The following is an 18,407-nucleotide window of genomic DNA, read 5'->3' as shown; positions in this document are numbered from 1 at the left end:
TTGTCATATCAGTAAATCCTTATGGTGACAAAGTGTCAGTAAATTTATTGAAGTTATTTAGCTATTTCATTTTATCATAAATCTACGCTAATAACCTAAAAGCTTAAAAAATGCTATAATAAGGGTATGGCAAAATCAAAAAGTAGAAGAAAAGGTCGTAAAACACGGCGACCGACAAAAGCAGAAATAAAAAGACAAAAGGCACTGGAACGCTTTATTTTAGCAATTGTGACAGCGGTTATTTTTTTCTTTGCGATGGCTCGTTTGGGAATCTTTGGAATAACGGTTTACAATCTTGTGAGGCTAGCAGTAGGAAGCTTGGCTTACGTGTTGATGGTTGCAGTCCTACTCTATTTTCTTGGATTTAAGTGGTTTCATAAGCAGACTGGTCTGATTGGCGGTTTTGTGGTGACCATGATTGGTCTCTTGTTAGAATGGCATGCTTATCTTTTCTCGTTGGCAGCTTTTCGCAACAAGGAAATCTTCTCCACAACAGCTGGCTTGATTTTTAGCGATTTAGTCAAGTTCAAAGTCACTAAATTTGTTGGTGGCGGTATGCTTGGTGCTGTTTTATACAAACCCGTTGCTTTTCTTTTTTCAAATGTTGGCACATTTTTGATTGGGGGACTTTTCATTATTCTTGGACTCTTTTTGATGAGTCCTTGGGAAGTTTATGATCTCATTGATTTCTTCAAAGAAAAATCACAAGAGTGGTCTGCTAAACATGAAATCAGAAAGCAAAAACGCTTTGTCAAACGTGAGGAAAAACGTGCGCTTGCCGAGCAAAAACGTCAAGAAAAAGCTCAAAAAGCTGAAGAAGAACGTTTGGCTCAGTTAACGGTTGATCAAGAGACTGGTGAGATTTTAGATGGTCCAGATGACAATGAAGCATCGTTGTTTGACAATATTCCAGCTGAAAATGCTGCAGTTGAACCTGAAATTTTGGCTTATGAGCATGTGCCAGAAGGTTTGAAAGAAGCAGCTTCTGAAGAAAATCTTGAACCAGAAGTGACACCAGCTGAGCAAGAAATGCTTGATCAAGAAGATGATGGGGAACCATTAGAAGTTGATTTCACGGCTAAGGCAAATCTTCTTTACAAGCTTCCAACCATTGATTTATTTGCACCTGATAAACCAAAGAATCAGTCAAAAGAAAAAAACATTGTTCGCAGAAATATCAAAGTTCTAGAAGACACCTTTAATAGTTTTGGTATTGATGTCAAGGTTGAACGAGCTGAAATCGGTCCGTCAGTTACAAAATACGAAGTAAAACCAGCTGTTGGTGTGCGTGTCAACCGCATTTCAAACTTGGCTGACGATTTAGCGTTGGCGCTCGCAGCAAAAGACGTTCGTATTGAAGCACCGATTCCAGGTAAGTCATTAGTTGGTATTGAGGTACCAAACTCAGAGATTGCTACAGTTACTTTCCGTGAACTTTGGGAACAAGCAGACACAGATCCCAATAAACTTCTTGAAGTTCCACTTGGTAAGGCTGTTAATGGAACTGCTCGTACCTTTGACCTCGCTCGTATGCCTCACTTACTTGTGGCAGGTTCTACAGGTTCAGGTAAATCTGTTGCCGTCAACGGTATCATTGCAAGTATTTTGATGAAAGCTCGTCCAGACCAAGTCAAGTTTATGATGATTGACCCTAAAATGGTTGAGTTGTCTGTTTATAATGATATTCCACACCTATTGATTCCAGTAGTGACAAATCCACGAAAAGCAGCGCGTGCGCTTCAAAAAGTGGTTGATGAGATGGAAAATCGTTACGAACTCTTTAGTCATTTTGGTGTCCGAAATATTGCTGGTTACAATGCCAAGGTTGAAGAATTTAACGCACAGTCAGAGCAAAAACAAATTCCATTGCCACTTATCGTGGTTATCGTGGATGAGTTGGCTGACTTGATGATGGTTGCCAGCAAAGAAGTGGAAGATGCCATTATTCGTTTGGGACAAAAAGCGCGTGCGGCTGGTATTCATATGATTCTTGCCACACAACGCCCATCAGTTGATGTCATCAGTGGTTTGATTAAGGCAAATGTGCCATCACGTGTTGCTTTTGCCGTATCATCTGGGACAGATAGTCGTACCATTTTGGATGAAAATGGTGCTGAAAAACTTCTCGGACGTGGTGATATGCTCTTTAAACCAATCGACGAAAATCACCCTGTTCGTTTGCAAGGTTCATTTATTTCAGACGATGATGTCGAACGCATTGTTGGCTTTATTAAAAATCAAGCGGAAGCTGATTATGATGATAGCTTTGACCCAGGAGAAGTTTCTGAATCAGATTTGAAATCAGGTGGTGGTGGCTCACAAGAAGGAGACCCACTCTTTGAAGATGCTAAAGCCTTGGTTCTTGAAACTCAAAAAGCAAGTGCTTCAATGCTACAACGTCGTTTGTCAGTCGGATTTAACCGTGCCACTCGCTTGATGGATGAATTAGAAGCAGCAGGAGTCATCGGACCAGCAGAAGGAACAAAACCTCGTAAAGTCCTAATGACCAAACCAACTCCAGAAGCATAATAAAAAAACGTTAGCCAGAAGGTTAACGTTTTTGTTATGCAAGTGTAAAAACTAAAATTAAAACAATAATGTAAAAAATAAAAGTGACGATAAAACCTGAACGCCAGAAAAATTTACCAAAGCGACGGTAAGAAAATGAATGGTTTTTCTTTAAGAAAAATGCTGTTAAGGTAAGCGCCAGTAAAGATAAGCAGATTAAGTAATAAAAGAAAACACTGCTATCTAAAAATTTACTAACAACCAGAGCAATCTCGAAAGCAAAAAGTGGAAAAGCAAGGTCAGTAAAGAGAATTCCAAAACGTTTTAAATTGAAAAAATTAACAAGAATATAAGAAAAAATAGGTGTTAAAAAGATAAAAGAAAAGGAAAATAATTTGTACATCATCATGTCTTATATTTTATACTGAAAGTTTGAAGAAGTAAATGATTAGAAGATTTTTCTTGAAAAATACTTTTAAAATTTTTATCAAGCTAGTAAAGGAAATTTAGCCGAATTAAAAAAGTTGAAAGTGCTTGCTTTTAAAAACTAAGCTAAAACTTGTCAAATCAAGCATTTTTTAGGAAATATTTGATGCAAATTCCTTGCTTTTTCTCTAAATTAATGTATAATTGATGAGTATGCTATTGAGCATATCTGTGGGAGGTAAAAATCTTAATTACCGCCAAAACCACAACAGGAGGATTTTATAAATGGCTAAAAAAGTCGAAAAAGTTGTTAAACTTCAAATTCCTGCTGGTAAAGCTACACCAGCTCCACCGGTTGGACCAGCTCTTGGTCAAGCAGGTATCAACATCATGGGATTCACTAAAGAATTCAACGCTCGTACAGCTGATCAAGCTGGTATGATCATCCCAGTTGTTATCTCAGTATATGAAGACAAATCATTTGATTTCGTAACTAAAACACCACCAGCTTCAGTTCTTTTGAAAAAAGCTGCAGGTGTTGAAAAAGGTTCAGGAACACCTAACACAACTAAAGTTGCAACAGTTACTCGTGCACAAGTACAAGAAATTGCTGAAACTAAAATGCCAGACTTAAACGCTGCAAATGTTGAATCTGCAATGCGTATGATTGAAGGTACTGCTCGTTCTATGGGATTCACTGTTGTTGACTAATCAATAGCAACCCAATTAGTGGATTAATTGAGGTAAACACACTGTACCGTTGAGATTAATTCACGCTAGACCCGCAAGACTTCATCGTAATTTGATGAGTGACGTGGGAGATTTTAAATCAAATCGATATGACCACATTACAAGGAGAATTTTAAATGGCTAAAAAAAGCAAACAAATGCGTGCTGCACTTGAAAAAATCGACAGCACTAAAGCTTACAGCGTAGAAGAAGCTGTAGCTCTTGCAAAAGAAACAAACTTCGCAAAATTTGATGCATCTGTAGAAGTTGCATACAAACTTAACATTGACGTTCGTAAAGCAGACCAACAAATCCGTGGTGCAATGGTATTGCCAAACGGTACTGGTAAAACACAACGTGTTCTTGTATTTGCACGTGGTGCTAAAGCTGAAGAAGCTAAAGCTGCTGGTGCAGACTTCGTTGGTGAAGACGATCTTGTTGCTAAAATCAACGACGGTTGGCTTGACTTTGACGTAGTTATCGCTACACCAGACATGATGGCTATCGTTGGACGTCTTGGACGTGTCCTTGGACCTCGTAACCTTATGCCAAACCCTAAAACTGGTACAGTAACTATGGACGTTGCTAAAGCAGTTGAAGAATCTAAAGGTGGTAAAATCACTTACCGTGCTGACAAAGCAGGTAACGTACAAGCTATCATCGGTAAAGTATCATTCGACGCAGACAAATTGGTTGAAAACTTCAAAGCTATCCACGAAGTTATGGTTAAATCTAAACCAGCTACTGCTAAAGGTACTTACATGACTAACTTGTCAATCACTACTACACAAGGTGTAGGTATCAAAGTAGATCCAAGCTCATTCTAATTGATACATTAATGAAGAATCCGTTTCTTTGAAACGGATTTTTTTATGGGCTGTGTGATCTCTCTAATGAAATGAAAAGGGAAATGATTTATCTGTTTGAATCACATAGTTGATCTGTTTTTAATCTTTCAAAATTCAACGAATTTTGCTAGGTAAAATAGGCAAATTATGTTAAAATAATAAAGATAAAAAAAGGAGTAACTTGAAGTGGAACCTAAGTATAAACGTATTTTAATTAAATTATCTGGTGAAGCGTTAGCTGGTGAAAAAGGTGTCGGAATCGACATTGAAACTGTTAAAACTATCGCAAAAGAAATTGCTGAAGTACATAGTTCAGGTGTAGAAATTGCTTTGGTTATTGGTGGTGGAAACCTTTGGCGTGGTGAACCAGCTGCCGCAGCTGGTATGGACCGTGTTCAAGCTGACTACACAGGTATGCTTGGAACAGTTATGAACGCTCTTGTTATGGCTGATAGCCTTCAACAAAATGGTGTTGATACTCGTGTTCAAACATCAATCCCAATGCAAAACGTTGCTGAACCATACATCCGTGGTCGTGCGCTTCGTCACCTTGAAAAAAATCGCATCGTGATTTTTGCTGCTGGTATCGGCTCACCTTACTTCTCAACTGATACAACAGCTGCTCTTCGTGCCGCTGAAATCGACGCTGAAGCTATCTTGATGGCTAAAAATGGTGTTGATGGTGTTTACAACGCCGATCCTAAGAAAGATGCTAATGCTGTCAAATTTGATGAATTGACACACGGTGAAGTGATTAAACGTGGTCTTAAAATCATGGACGCAACTGCATCAACACTTTCAATGGACAACGATATTGACTTGGTTGTCTTTAACATGAACCAAGCTGGTAATATTAAACGTGTTGTCTTTGGTGAAGCTATCGGTACAACCGTTTCAAATAAAGCTGAACACCACGACAAATAATTGTCAGCTCTGCTATTTCCCAAAAAACAAGAAATGAGGACTAATACTATTTATGGCTAATGCTATTATCGAAAAAGCTAAAGAACGCTTTGAACAATCACACAGCTCATTAGCACGCGAATTTGCTTCAATTCGTGCTGGTCGTGCAAATGCATCTCTTTTGGACCGTATCCAAGTTGAATACTATGGTGCAATGACACCACTTAACCAATTGGCTTCTATCACAGTTCCAGAAGCACGTGTTCTTTTGATCTCTCCATTTGATAAATCATCATTGAAAGATATCGAACACGCCATCAACGCTTCAGACCTTGGTATCAACCCTGCTAACGACGGTTCAGTAATCCGCTTGGTTATTCCTGCCCTTACAGAAGAAACTCGTAAAGCACTTGCTAAAGACGTTAAAAAAGTCGGTGAAAATGCTAAAGTTGCTATCCGTAACATCCGTCGTGATGCTATGGACGAAGCTAAAAAACAAGAAAAAGCTAAAGAAATCACTGAAGACGAATTGAAAGTTCTTGAAAAAGACATTCAAAAAGCAACTGATGAAGCTGTTAAACATATCGATACTATGACAGCAAACAAAGAAAAAGAATTGCTTGAAGTCTAATTAATAAGAAAAAGGTTAGGGGGTGGACTTTCCACTCCCTTTTATAAAGGAAGAATAAATGAATAATTTACTTGCCACTGTCATCACAGGACTTGTGATTGACGAAAATGCGAAAGCGTATTTTGTACAAAAAGATGGCGTGACTTTTATGTTAGACAAGGCTGAAGGTGAACATAAGATTGGTGATATGGTCAAAGGATTTGTCTACACTGATATGCACCAAAAAGCTCGTATGACAACAGCAGAAGTTGCTACAACTCGTACTAGCTACGGTTGGGGTGTTGTCACAGAAGTTCGCCGCGATTTGGGTGTCTTTTTGGATACAGGTCTTGCTGACAAACAATTTGTTGTGTCACTTGATGTCTTGCCTGATATGAAAGAACTTTGGCCTAAAAAAGGTGATAAACTTTATGTTCACCTTGACGTGGATAAAAAAGACCGTATCTGGGCAATTCCAGCGCAACCTGAAGTTTTCCAAAAAATGGCTGGACCAGCTTACAATAACATGCAAAATGAAAAATTGCGTGCCATTGTTTACCGTTTGAAATTATCTGGAACATTTGTTTATTTGCCAGATAATAACATGCTTGGTTTTATTCACCCAAGTGAACGTTACGCAGAACCACGCCTTGGTGAAGAAGTAACTGCACGTGTTATTGGTTTCCGCGAAGTTGATCGTACTCTTAACTTGTCATTAAAACCACGTTCATTTGAAATGCTTGAAAATGATTCACAAATGATTTTGACTTATTTGCAATCAAATGGTGGCTTTATGACATTAAATGATAAATCATCTCCAGCAGATATCAAAGCAACATTTGGTATTTCTAAAGGTCAATTTAAAAAAGCACTTGGTGGCTTGATGAAAGCACGTAAAGTGAAACAAGACCAATTCGGTACAGAATTAATCGAAAACGAGGATTAAACATGAAAAGATTACAGTGATGCCTCAAGCAAAGCTGTGGTCTTTTTTGTTTTTAAAGTAAAAATTGAAGTTGTATTTTAGTTTTTGAGCTCGTGAAAAAAATGTCCACTGGACATTTTTTTTGCTATAATAGACTCACTAGATTTTTGGAGGTTATAGAATGGAACGTGCGATTTTTGCGGGTGGTTGTTTCTGGTGCATGGTGCAACCATTTGAAGAACAAGATGGTATTTTATCAGTTCGTTCTGGATATACTGGTGGGCATGTGGAAAATCCGACTTATGAGCAAGTTAAGGCTCATGAGACTGGACATACTGAAGCGGTTGAGATTATTTTTGATGAAGAAAAAATCTCTTATGGTGATTTGGTAGAGATTTATTGGGCACAGACTGATCCAACCGATGCTTTTGGGCAATTTGAAGATCGTGGTGACAATTATCGCCCTGTTATTTTTTACAGTGATGACCGTCAAAAAGAAATTGCTGAAGCTTCAAAAGCAGCATTGCAAGCCTCAGGTCGATTTAAAGATCCGATTGTCACAGCTATTGAACCCGTCCAACCATTTTATGTGGCAGAAGATTATCACCAAGGTTTTTACAAGAAAAATCCTGAACACTACGCTGAAAGTAGCGCTATCAGACATGCATTTTTGGAGGAAAATTGGAAATGAGAAAGTCATTTTACACTTGGTTGATGACGCAACGTAACCCAAAAAGTCATGAACCTGTAGCGATTTTAGCTGACCTTGTTTTTGAGGATACCACTTTTCCAAAGCACACTGATGATTTTGAAACCATTAGTCGTTATCTAGAAGATGAGGCTAGCTTTGCTTTTAATCTCAGTGAATTTGATAAAATTTGGGAAGATTATTTGGCACATTAAGGTAAGCTAACTTTAAATCAAAAAGGAAATCACGGTAAGTCGTGATTTTTTGTTTTAAATAAGCTATAATAGGCTTATCAAACACAAAAGAAAGAGGGACTCTATTTGCAAGAGCATTCTGTTGAAATTACCTTAAATCATCCTGATGATGTGCTAGCGCTATTTGGCTCAAATGAACGTCATTTGAAATTAATCGAAGATAATCTAGGGGTTATCATTCATGCTCGTACAGAGCGAGTGCAGATTTTAGGAGATGATAAAGAAAGTGTCGAATTAGCGCGTGTGACCATTCAAGCTTTGTTAGTATTGGTTTCTCGTGGTATGTTGGTCAATACATCTGACGTTGTAACGGCTCTTTCAATGGCACAAAATGGCTCTATTGACAAATTTGTTGCCCTTTATGAAGAAGAAATCATTAAAGATAATTCTGGAAAACCGATTCGTGTTAAAACGCTTGGGCAAAAGGTTTATGCGGATAGTGTCAAATCACACGATGTGGTCTTTGGGATTGGTCCTGCAGGTACTGGTAAGACTTTCTTAGCGGTGACTTTGGCAGTGACAGCTTTAAAACGTGGTCAAGTTAAGCGTATTATTTTGACACGTCCAGCAGTTGAAGCAGGTGAAAGTCTTGGATTTTTACCAGGTGATTTAAAAGAAAAAGTTGATCCATACCTTCGTCCTGTCTATGATGCTCTTTATCAAATTTTAGGAAAAGAGCAAACAACTCGTTTGATGGAGCGCGACATTATTGAAATTGCACCGCTTGCTTATATGCGTGGTCGAACACTTGATGACGCTTTTGTGATTCTTGATGAAGCACAAAATACAACCATCATGCAAATGAAGATGTTTTTGACACGTCTTGGTTTCAATTCTAAGATGATTATCAACGGTGATACCAGTCAGATTGATTTGCCTAAGAAAGTCAAATCTGGTTTGATTGATGCGACGGAAAAACTAAAACACATCAAGCAAATTGATTTTGTTCATTTCTCAGCGAGCGATGTGGTTCGTCACCCTGTGGTTGCTGAAATTATCAATGCTTATGAAAAAGACGCTGAGCGCAAAATTACCCACCATCAAAAAGAAGTTATCGATAGCAAAAGTGCCTCAGGCTTTGCTAGCTATGAAACTATTGGTCAGCCAGCTAGCACCAAAGAAGAAAAATAATTTTTTCAGTCACACAAAGGTGTGGCTTTTTTTGATTTAAAAAATGATTTTCATATTTGCGAATTCTTAATTAGGCTAGTTTTCTAGTGTAAAATAAGGTATATTGAAATTTTTCAAGATATTTTCAGAGATAGAAATAAGTTAAAGTGCATCAAAGGAGAAGTTTTATGGATAATCGTGAATTGCTTGAGAATTTGTCAGAAATGAGTAGCCAACTGTCAAAACAAGCTGAAGAATTGAATCAAAAGTTTAAGCTGATTGACCAGTATTCTTCATTCAATCAGGAAAATAGTTCAGAGTTTTTCGCTACCTTTGGGGAAGAAGCTAAAGATTTAGCTTGTGAATTTCAAGCTTTGTTATCTTACATGACACCTAAAAGAATTTAGTCAAATTGATAGGATTCTAGGATTTTTTGGACAGAAATGCCAGATTATCTAAAAAAACTAGTAAAATTCTCTTTTTTAGGTAAAATAAATATAGACATTGTACCTGGAAGTTTCAAAAAATTTCCAGAAAAGTACAATTCTTATCTGAAAAAATTTATCAGGAGGAGATTTATGTGTGATCGTGCGTCACTTGAAAAATTAACTAAGATGAGTGAAATGTTGACTAGTCAAGCTGAAAGACTAGAAGGTGATTTGAAGGCTTTGGATTCTGAAATTGAAGCTGATGTTTTAAAAAATCTAGGGGATCAAGCAAAGCACTTGGCTAGTGATTTTCAAGATTTGATAACTCATATCGATGAAGAGATGGTAAGTCCAAGCGAAAACCAGAACAAATAAGTTGCCCTTTTTGAGGGTCGCTTTTTTAATAGAGTTTGAGGAAGAAAAATGCTCGAAAAACAGTTAAGAGAACATAGTGTGCTTGAGACAAAGCGGTTGATATTGCGTCCAGTGACAATGGCTGATGCAAAGGCTATGTTTGCCTATACGTCAGATGTCGAAAATACCAAATGGGATTTTCCAGCCAACCAGTCTATCGAAGAGACCGAAAAAGTGATTGAAAATATTTATCTCAAAACACCTCTTGGGCGATATGGAATTGTCTTAAAAGAGACTTCAGAGTTCATTGGGACCATTGATTTGATGAACTGGTCAGATGGAAAAGAAGCGGAAATTGGTTATATTATCAATAAAAAGTTTTGGGGACATGGTTTAGCCACAGAAGCGAGCGCTAAAATTTTGGAACTGTGCTTTAAGGTTTTAGAATTTGAGAAAGTACATGCCTTTTGTGCCCTTGAGAATCCAGCTTCTGCTCGTGTTTTGACTAAAATTGGAATGACAGAGCTTGAACGCCTCCCAAATGATAAAAAATGTCCTGGTGGCTGGGTCACTAGTCAGCATTTTTGTGTGACAAAGGTAAACTATTTAAAATAAAAGGTTTCATAAGAGATTTGTCAGTTTTTTGATTAAATTATCAAAAAATTGACATTTTTTGGTTGCGCTTCCAAAAAAATATGCTATAATATAGACAAATATGCAACCGATTGCAATAAAAGTTGGAGGAATGCCTATAAGAAAATGACGTGCTAATTATTCTTTCTAGACACGCAGGTATATGTCGGTGATTGGACAGGTTTCACGCATAATACTGCTTTATTTTTTAGTTATCTTTGAAAGCGGTTGCGTATTTTAACTTATCTTTATAGGAGATTATTTATGTCACTTCGTAATAAAGTAAATATGAAAAAGAAAATGAAAAAAGGTTTAGGCTCTCTTTTAGTTTTGACAGCAGTCAGCGCTGGAATTTTTGCACAAGCTAATGCTGTTAAGGCTGATGAACAAGTCTCAATGAAAGAAGGAACAGTGCTTCACGCATGGTGCTGGTCTTTCAATACTATTAAAGATAATATGCAAGCCATTAAGGACGCTGGTTATACTAGTGTTCAAACATCGCCAATTAACCAAGTTGTCGTTGGTGACGGCGGTAATAAGAGCTTGAAAAATTGGTACTATCAATACCAACCAACACTACATACGATTGGTAACTACCAATTAGGTACAGAAGAAGAATTTAAAGAAATGAACCGTGTGGCTGATCAATATGGTATTAAAATCATTGTTGATGCTGTCCTTAACCACACAACATCTGACTACAACCAAATCAGTCAAGAAATTAAAAGTATTCCAAATTGGACACATGGTAACAAAGAGATTAAAAACTGGAATGATCGTTATGATGTGACACAAAATGCTCTTCTAGGTTTGTATGATTTGAATACTCAAAATCCACAAATCCAACAATATCTCTTGAAATTCTTGAAACAAGCAGTTGCTGACGGTGCTGATGGCTTCCGTTACGATACTGCAAAACACATTGAACTACCAGGTGAATATGGTAGTAATTTCTGGAATGTTATTTTGAATAATGGATCTGAGTTCCAATATGGTGAAGTTCTTCAAGATAGCATTTCACACGAAGCTGATTATTCTAAATTGATGAGCGTTACAGCATCAAATTATGGTAATCAAATTCGTAACGACTTGAAAGACCGTCGCGCTGCTGCGGGTAATTTGATGAATTATCAAGCGCAAGGTGTTGATCCAGCAAATCTTGTTACTTGGGTTGAATCTCATGATACTTATGCTAATGATGATCAAGTTTCAACATGGATGAGTGATGATGATATTCGTCTTGGTTGGTCAATGATCACAGCGCGTGCTAAAGGTACACCATTGTTCTTCTCACGTCCAGTAGGTGGAGGAAATAACACTCGCTTCCCTGGTCAATCACAAATTGGTGATGCTGGTAGCGACCTTTACAAAGACCCAACAGTCAAAGCGGTGAACAAATTCCACAATGCCATGGTTGGTGAATCAGAATACATTCGCAACCCTAATGGCGACGAACAAGTGGCTATGATTGAACGTGGTAAGAAAGGTGCTGTTATTGTTAACCTCGGAAATGGTGATAAACAATTGAATTCAGAAACAACAATGGCTGACGGTACTTACACAGACCAAGTTTCTGGACGTCAATTTAATGTTTCAAATGGTCATATTACTGGTAGCGTCTCATCTCGCTCAGCGGTTGTTTTGTATGATGCTAAACCAGATGAAACAGCACAAGTTTCAATTGACGGTTACAAAGAAGGTGACAACAGCATTTCTGCAGCTACAGAAGTGACATTGAAAGCTAAAAATGCTGAATCAGCTACTTATAAAGTTGATAATGGTCAAGAAGTAGCTTTCCAAGATGGTGATAAAATCACTGTTGGTGAAGGGCTTGAAGCTGGTCAATCAACAACAGTAACTGTGACTGCAACAGGTGCCGATGGTCAAGCAATCACTAAAACTTATACATTCACAATGAAAGATCCTAGCGCTGAAACAAGCATTTACTTCCAAAATCCAGATAACTGGTCAGATGTCTATGCTTACATGTACTCAGCTAAAGACACTAAACTTCTAGGTGCATGGCCTGGAACTAAGATGACAAAAGACTCAACAGGTCGCTACACTATCTCAGTTCCTGCATCATATGCTGAAGAAGGTGTGAAAGTCATCTTTACAAACAACCAAGGTTCTCAATTCCCTCAAAAAGAAGGATTTGATTTCAAAGCTGAAGGTGTTTATTCTAAAGCTGGCTTAGTTCCAGATGTTCCTGCTGGTAAAACACGTGTGACATTTGATAACCCTGGCGGTTGGGATAATGCCAATGCTTATGTTTACTACGGTAACCCAGTTCAATACCCTCTTGGTGCATGGCCTGGAACACAAATGACAAAAGATGATGCTGGTAACTTCTACCTTGATCTCCCAGAAGAATACGCTACTGTAAACGCCAAAATCATCTTCAACCAACCAGGTACTAGCAACCAATTCCCTTACAGCGTCGGATTCGACCTTGTGAAATCTGGTAACTACAATAAAGATGGTCTAAAATAGTCGGTCATTAACTAACTTTTTAACACAATTCTGACTCCTTTTCCCAGAAAGAAGTAGCTTTCCTCAGGCTACTTCTTTTTTTATGATTAAATGGTACTAAAAAGTTTCTTAGTGCCTAAAATGGCGCTGTTATCCTTAATATGGTATAATATCCTTGATATAATTAGTTTTGAAAGAAGATAGATATGTACGTTGAAATGATAGATGAAACTGGTCAAGTTTCAGAAGAAATTAAAAACCAAACTTTGGATTTATTACAATTTGCTGCTGAAAAGACTGGTAAAGAAAATAAAGAAATGGCAGTGACTTTCGTGACTAATGAGCGCAGCCATGAATTGAACTTAGAATACCGTGACACAGACCGTCCAACGGATGTTATCAGCTTAGAGTACAAACCAGAATCAGATTTGACTTTCTCAGAAGAAGATTTAGCTGAAAATCCTGAGCTAGCTGAAATGCTAGACGAATTCGATGCTTATATCGGTGAGCTCTTTATTTCAGTTGATAAAGCGCGTGAACAAGCGGAAGAGTACGGTCACTCTTTTGAACGTGAAATGGGATTCTTAGCGGTGCATGGTTTCCTACACATCAATGGTTACGACCATTATACCCCAGAAGAAGAAAAAGAAATGTTTACTTTACAGGAAGAAATTTTAACTGCCTATGGACTTAAGAGACAATAATTCCCCTAAAAAGTGGAAAAATCGCACCTTGGTATCTAGTATGGAGTTTGCCATCACTGGAATAGTTACAGCCTTCAAGGAAGAAAGAAATATGCGTAAACACATGGTGTCAGCTATTTTAGCAACTGCAGCAGGAGCTGTTTTTCGTATATCTGCGATTGAATGGTTATTCTTATTTTTAGCCATCTTTTTAGTCATCACTTTAGAAATGGTCAATTCTGCGCTTGAAAATGTGGTTGACTTGGCTAGTGATTATCATTTTTCAATGCTAGCAAAAAATGCCAAGGATATGGCAGCAGGAGCGGTGCTGGTGGTATCAACCTATGCCGTGATTACAGGATTGATTATTTTTGTACCGAAAATTATTGCCTTGATTTTTGGCAATCGATAAAATATTTTTGCAAATAATGAAAGGAGTAGGGACGTTTGACGTCCTTTATATCTTATGTTTAAATCAGGTTTTGTAGCGATTTTAGGTCGCCCAAATGTTGGTAAATCAACATTCTTGAACCACGTTATGGGGCAAAAAATTGCTATCATGAGCGACAAAGCTCAAACAACTCGTAACAAAATCATGGGTATCTATACAACAGATACTGAACAAATCGTCTTTATCGATACACCAGGAATTCACAAACCCAAAACAGCACTAGGTGATTTCATGGTTGAGTCAGCTTACAGCACACTTCGTGAAGTTGAAACTGTTCTTTTCATGGTACCAGCTGACGAAAAACGTGGTAAAGGTGACGATATGATTATCGAACGTTTGAAAGCAGCTAACATTCCAGTCATTTTAGTGATCAATAAAATCGATAAAGTGCACCCAGACCAATTGTTGGAACAAATTGATGATTTCCGCAGCCAAATGGATTTCAAAGAAATTGTGCCAATTTCAGCTCTTCAAGGAAATAACGTTGAAACACTTCTTAATATCTTGAAAGATAACTTGGAAGAAGGTTTCCAATATTTCCCTGAAGATCAAATCACTGACCACCCAGAACGTTTCTTGGTGTCAGAAATGATTCGTGAAAAAATCTTGAAGTTGACAGAACAAGAAGTGCCTCACTCTGTTGCGGTTATCGTTGATTCAATGAAACGTGACCCAGAGACAGACAAGGTTCACATTCGTGCAACAATCATGGTTGAACGTGACAGTCAAAAAGGTATTATCATCGGTAAAAAAGGTGCTATGCTTAAGAAAATTGGTAAAATGGCTCGCCGTGATATCGAAATCATGCTTGGTGACAAGGTTTACCTTGAAACTTGGGTTAAAGTTAAGAAAAACTGGCGTGATAAAAAACTTGATCTCGCTGACTTTGGTTACAACGAGAAAGAATATTAATAGGTCATTTAATTAGGAGGTGTTTGTTGATGAGCACCTCCTCTTTTCAAATAATATTTAGAAAGGAGCAGGACATGTTCGTGTTGCTTTGAACACGGACGAAAGGCTGTGTAAAATAGATAGGTCATTTCAGAAATCAGGATTTCTGATGACCTCCTAATTTTACTTTGCCTTTTACGTCCTTTGTATCAGAAAGATGCCGGAATTACCTGAGGTTGAGACTGTTCGTCGTGGTCTTGAGCGTTTGATTGTTGGGCGAAAAATTGTGTCGGTTGATGTTCGTGTACCGAAAATGGTTAAAACGGATTTAAGTGCTTTTGAGTTTGATTTACTTGGTCAAACCTTTCAGTCGATTGGTAGACGTGGGAAATATTTGTTGTTGAATTTAGATGATCAAGTAATTATTTCTCATCTGAGAATGGAAGGAAAATATCTGCTGTTTGAGGATTACGTTCCAGAAAACAAACATTTTCATATCTTTTTTGGTTTGGACAATGGGTCGACTTTGGTTTATCAAGATGTCCGAAAATTTGGCACGATGGAGTTAATGGCTAAAAGTCAGGTTGCAGCTTATTTTCAAAAAAGAAAACTAGGTCCTGAGCCAACCAAGGAAGACTTTGATGTGGCAGAATTTGCTAGAAAGTTGTCTGATTCTAAAAAACTCATAAAGCCTTATCTTTTAGACCAGACTTTGGTGGCTGGTCTTGGAAATATCTACGTGGATGAGGTTCTCTGGGCAGCTAAAATTCATCCTGAACATCAGGCTGATAGTCTTCAAAAAGATGAAATCAACTTGCTTCACGATGAGATTATCCGTATTTTACAACTTGGCATTGAAAAAGGCGGTTCAACTATCAGAACTTACCAAAATGCGCTTGGTGAAAATGGCAGCATGCAAGACTACTTGCAAGTTTATGGAAAGACAGATGAGCCTTGCCCACGCTGCGCCACACCAATTGAAAAAATAAAAGTAGGAGGTCGCGGGACGCATCTTTGTCCTGCTTGTCAAAAACGATGACGAAAATAATTGGAATAACAGGAGGTATTGCTTCTGGCAAGTCAACCGTTGTTGCTGAAATCAGAAAGCATGGTTATCAAGTGATTGATGCTGACCAGGTGGTTCACGAACTTCAGGCTAAAGGAGGAAAACTTTATCAAGCCCTTTGCAGCTGGCTTGGTACTGACATTCTTCAAGAAAATGGTGAACTCGATCGTAAAAAATTAGGTCAGTTGATTTTTTCAAGCAAAGATATGCTAGAAAAGTCGTCGCGTCTGCAAAATGGTATCATTCGAGAAGAATTGGCTAGAAGGCGAGATGAGCTTGCGAAAACTCAGGAAGTCTTTTTCATGGATATTCCGCTTTTGATTGAACATGATTACATGGATTGGTTTGATGATATTTGGTTGGTTCATCTTGATGAGAAAACACAACTGGAACGTCTGGTGCTGCGCAATCATTTTTCAAAAGAAGAAGCTAAGAAGCGTATAGCTAGCCAAATGTCGACGGAAGCTAAAAAGCCTTATGCTGACAAATTGCTGGATAACAGTGGTGACCTTTCTGAATTAAAAGTACAAATTGCTCAGCTTTTACAAGAATTATAGGCGATGATTGATTAGAAAATCGTCTGCTTTTCTGCATATTTTTCAGGAAAACGTTTTGCGTAGCAAGTTTTTAGTAATTCTTTTGGAATGTGCTATAATAGCAATTGACGTTTTTTTGAAAAGAAGGTGAACAATCATAAGTAACGAAGTTAATTGGAAACAAAATTTACGAGTGGCTTGGCTTGGTAACTTTTTTACTGGGGCAAGCTTTTCGCTTGTTATGCCATTTATGGCTTTGTATGTAGAAGAACTAGGCGCTCCCAAAAATAAAGTTGAATGGTACGCTGGTCTAGCGGTATCTTTATCAGCTTTAGCCTCTGCTTTGATTGCTCCGGTGTGGGGGCGGCTCGCTGACCGATATGGCCGTAAACCGATGATGGTTAGGGCAAGCTTGGTCATGACCTTTACAATGGGTGGCTTGGCTTTTGTTCCTAATGTCTTTTGGCTTTTAGCACTGAGGCTATTAAATGGTCTCTTTTCAGGATACATTCCTAACTCAACAGCCTTGATTGCCAGTCAAGCTCCTAAAAATCGTTCAGGTTATGCACTTGGAACGCTAGCAACTGGTATGATTGGCGGGAGCCTAATTGGTCCCTTACTTGGAGGAGTGTTAGCTGAATGGTTAGGCATTCGACAAGTCTTTTTACTGGTCGGTTTTATTTTGTTAATCTGTAATTTGCTGACAGTCTTTTTGATTAAAGAAGATTTCAAACCTGTGGCTAAGGCCAATGCCATGTCAACTCGCGAACTCTTTTCATCAATTAAGGACAAGCAAATTCTAATCGGGCTTTTTGTGACAAGTATGATTATCCAAATTTCAGCACAATCTATTGCCCCAATTTTGACCTTATACATTCGTAATCTTGGACAAACTGAAAATCTCATGTTTGTATCTGGTCTGATTGTGTCTGCTCTTGGTTTTTCAAGTATGTTATCGAGCTCGACTCTTGGTAAAATTGGTGATAAAATAGGTAATCATAGACTACTTTTGATAGCTCTATTTTATAGCTTTAGTATGTACGTCTTGTGTGCCCTTGCAAGAAATTCACTTGAACTCGGAATTGTGCGCTTCTTGTATGGTTTTGGTACAGGTGCGCTGATGCCAAGTGTTAACTCACTACTGACTAAAATCACGCCAAGAGAAGGAATTTCACGTATTTTCAGCTATAATCAAATGTTTATGAATATCGGACAAGTCGTTGGACCGTTTGTTGGCTCAGCTATCGCGACAGGAATGGGATACCGTTCAGTGTTCTACGTGACAAGTCTTATCGTCTTTGTAAACTTTGTATGGAGCCTTATCAGTTTTAGAAAATATTTAAAAGTTAAGGAAATCGTGTGAGAGTAAAGATTAATTTGAAATGCAGTAGTTGCGGCAGCAAGAATTATTTAACAAGTAAAAATAAAGCAACTCATCCTGACAAAATTCAGGTTCCTAAATACTGTCCCAAAGAGCGAAAAGTAACCCTACATATTGAATCGTAGGGATATTTATGATAGAATAATTAAGACCATAGTGTAGGAAAGGAAATAGAACCCAGAAGCAAAAAGTAGCGGATTTTTTCCCAGAGTTAAGCTTCTGACGCGTTCTTAGTGAAACATATGTACAATGTACTACTGACAATTTTGCTGGTATTATCTGTTATTATCGTGATTGCCATTTTTATGCAACCACAGAAAAATCCAAGTAGCAACGTATTTGATAACAGCGGTTCAGAAGCTTTATTTGAACGTACTAAAGCGCGTGGCTTCGAAGCGTTTATGCAACGTTTTACAGCAGTTCTAGTTTTCTTTTGGCTAGCAATTGCTTTAGCGCTAGCAATCTTATCAAGTAAATAGATAGCAACTGACGACAAAGCTGCATCTTAGCT

22 protein-coding genes are annotated in these 18,407 nt (G+C 38.0%); 21 read left to right on the top strand and 1 reads right to left on the bottom strand.

Annotated elements, in window-relative coordinates:
* Window positions 1-126 precede the first annotated feature (126 nt).
* On the top strand, window positions 127-2,529 hold the full coding sequence (locus BLR83_RS05290; protein WP_074560736.1) for a DNA translocase FtsK: 2,403 nt from the start codon (window positions 127-129) through the stop codon (window positions 2,527-2,529).
* Between the two features lie 34 nt (window positions 2,530-2,563).
* On the opposite strand, the gene BLR83_RS05285 is transcribed toward BLR83_RS05290, so the two are convergent.
* The gene (locus tag BLR83_RS05285; RefSeq protein ID WP_074560735.1) at window positions 2,564-2,917 is read right to left on the bottom strand and encodes a DUF3397 domain-containing protein; all 354 of its coding nucleotides are present in this window, start codon (window positions 2,915-2,917) and stop codon (window positions 2,564-2,566) included.
* Window positions 2,918-3,219: 302 nt separating this feature from the next.
* Here BLR83_RS05285 and rplK point away from each other — a divergent pair, with 302 nt between their 5' ends.
* The 20 genes from rplK to secG all read left to right on the top strand — a co-directional run bounded on the left by rplK (window position 3,220) and on the right by secG (window position 18,375).
* A complete protein-coding gene (rplK, locus tag BLR83_RS05280; protein ID WP_020917264.1) occupies window positions 3,220-3,645 on the top strand; it encodes a 50S ribosomal protein L11 in 426 nt (141 codons plus the stop codon).
* 155 nt (window positions 3,646-3,800) lie between these two features.
* Window positions 3,801-4,490 carry a 50S ribosomal protein L1 gene (gene rplA, locus BLR83_RS05275; RefSeq protein WP_004232886.1) on the top strand — a complete coding sequence of 230 codons (690 nt, stop codon included), beginning with the start codon at window positions 3,801-3,803 and terminating at the stop codon, window positions 4,488-4,490.
* 207 nt (window positions 4,491-4,697) lie between these two features.
* Window positions 4,698-5,435 (top strand): UMP kinase, encoded by a 738-nt coding sequence (pyrH, locus tag BLR83_RS05270; RefSeq protein ID WP_074560734.1) that lies wholly within the window; start codon window positions 4,698-4,700, stop codon window positions 5,433-5,435.
* A gap of 52 nt (window positions 5,436-5,487) precedes the next feature.
* A complete protein-coding gene (gene frr, locus BLR83_RS05265; RefSeq protein ID WP_004232884.1) occupies window positions 5,488-6,045 on the top strand; it encodes a ribosome recycling factor in 558 nt (185 codons plus the stop codon).
* A 58-nt stretch (window positions 6,046-6,103) separates the two neighbouring features.
* Window positions 6,104-6,970: a CvfB family protein gene (locus BLR83_RS05260; RefSeq protein WP_074560733.1), complete on the top strand. Its 867-nt coding sequence runs from the start codon at window positions 6,104-6,106 to the stop codon at window positions 6,968-6,970.
* 160 nt (window positions 6,971-7,130) lie between these two features.
* A complete protein-coding gene (gene msrA / locus BLR83_RS05255) occupies window positions 7,131-7,640 on the top strand; it encodes a peptide-methionine (S)-S-oxide reductase MsrA (protein WP_039696483.1) in 510 nt (169 codons plus the stop codon).
* Window positions 7,637-7,852, top strand: a complete 216-nt coding sequence (locus BLR83_RS05250; RefSeq protein WP_006532813.1) for a YozE family protein — start codon at window positions 7,637-7,639, stop codon at window positions 7,850-7,852. Before msrA ends, BLR83_RS05250 begins: the two co-directional genes overlap by 4 nt.
* Before the next feature lie 105 nt (window positions 7,853-7,957).
* Window positions 7,958-9,022 (top strand): PhoH family protein, encoded by a 1,065-nt coding sequence (locus tag BLR83_RS05245; protein WP_074560732.1) that lies wholly within the window; start codon window positions 7,958-7,960, stop codon window positions 9,020-9,022.
* Window positions 9,023-9,189: 167 nt separating this feature from the next.
* On the top strand, window positions 9,190-9,408 hold the full coding sequence (locus BLR83_RS05240) for a hypothetical protein (RefSeq protein ID WP_074560731.1): 219 nt from the start codon (window positions 9,190-9,192) through the stop codon (window positions 9,406-9,408).
* A 171-nt stretch (window positions 9,409-9,579) separates the two neighbouring features.
* Window positions 9,580-9,804 (top strand): hypothetical protein, encoded by a 225-nt coding sequence (locus BLR83_RS05235; RefSeq protein ID WP_074560730.1) that lies wholly within the window; start codon window positions 9,580-9,582, stop codon window positions 9,802-9,804.
* A 48-nt stretch (window positions 9,805-9,852) separates the two neighbouring features.
* Window positions 9,853-10,398: a GNAT family N-acetyltransferase gene (locus tag BLR83_RS05230; protein WP_074560729.1), complete on the top strand. Its 546-nt coding sequence runs from the start codon at window positions 9,853-9,855 to the stop codon at window positions 10,396-10,398.
* Window positions 10,399-10,680: 282 nt separating this feature from the next.
* Window positions 10,681-12,909 (top strand): starch-binding protein, encoded by a 2,229-nt coding sequence (locus tag BLR83_RS05225; protein ID WP_074560728.1) that lies wholly within the window; start codon window positions 10,681-10,683, stop codon window positions 12,907-12,909.
* Between the two features lie 185 nt (window positions 12,910-13,094).
* Window positions 13,095-13,592, top strand: a complete 498-nt coding sequence (gene ybeY / locus BLR83_RS05220) for an rRNA maturation RNase YbeY (protein WP_039696488.1) — start codon at window positions 13,095-13,097, stop codon at window positions 13,590-13,592.
* Window positions 13,573-13,983 (top strand): diacylglycerol kinase family protein, encoded by a 411-nt coding sequence (locus BLR83_RS05215; RefSeq protein ID WP_039696489.1) that lies wholly within the window; start codon window positions 13,573-13,575, stop codon window positions 13,981-13,983. The genes ybeY and BLR83_RS05215 overlap by 20 nt, the downstream gene beginning before the upstream one ends.
* A 54-nt stretch (window positions 13,984-14,037) precedes the next feature.
* The gene (gene era / locus BLR83_RS05210) at window positions 14,038-14,934 is read left to right on the top strand and encodes a GTPase Era (protein WP_074560727.1); all 897 of its coding nucleotides are present in this window, start codon (window positions 14,038-14,040) and stop codon (window positions 14,932-14,934) included.
* Window positions 14,935-15,130: 196 nt separating this feature from the next.
* Window positions 15,131-15,952 (top strand): DNA-formamidopyrimidine glycosylase, encoded by an 822-nt coding sequence (gene mutM, locus BLR83_RS05205; RefSeq protein WP_074560726.1) that lies wholly within the window; start codon window positions 15,131-15,133, stop codon window positions 15,950-15,952.
* Window positions 15,949-16,536 carry a dephospho-CoA kinase gene (gene coaE, locus BLR83_RS05200; protein ID WP_074561106.1) on the top strand — a complete coding sequence of 196 codons (588 nt, stop codon included), beginning with the start codon at window positions 15,949-15,951 and terminating at the stop codon, window positions 16,534-16,536. The genes mutM and coaE overlap by 4 nt, the downstream gene beginning before the upstream one ends.
* A 172-nt stretch (window positions 16,537-16,708) precedes the next feature.
* Window positions 16,709-17,878, top strand: a complete 1,170-nt coding sequence (locus BLR83_RS05195; RefSeq protein ID WP_074560725.1) for a multidrug efflux MFS transporter — start codon at window positions 16,709-16,711, stop codon at window positions 17,876-17,878.
* On the top strand, window positions 17,875-18,021 hold the full coding sequence (gene rpmG / locus BLR83_RS05190; RefSeq protein ID WP_074560724.1) for a 50S ribosomal protein L33: 147 nt from the start codon (window positions 17,875-17,877) through the stop codon (window positions 18,019-18,021). The genes BLR83_RS05195 and rpmG overlap by 4 nt, the downstream gene beginning before the upstream one ends.
* 117 nt (window positions 18,022-18,138) lie before the next feature.
* Window positions 18,139-18,375, top strand: a complete 237-nt coding sequence (secG, locus tag BLR83_RS05185; protein ID WP_074560723.1) for a preprotein translocase subunit SecG — start codon at window positions 18,139-18,141, stop codon at window positions 18,373-18,375.
* Window positions 18,376-18,407: the final 32 nt, after the last annotated feature.

Origin of the sequence: Streptococcus equinus (assembly GCF_900101445.1) — a bacterium.
Lineage (GTDB): Bacteria > Bacillota > Bacilli > Lactobacillales > Streptococcaceae > Streptococcus > Streptococcus equinus_B.
Note: the sequence above shows the minus strand (reverse complement) of the source record. Positions and strands in the feature narration are given on the sequence as shown.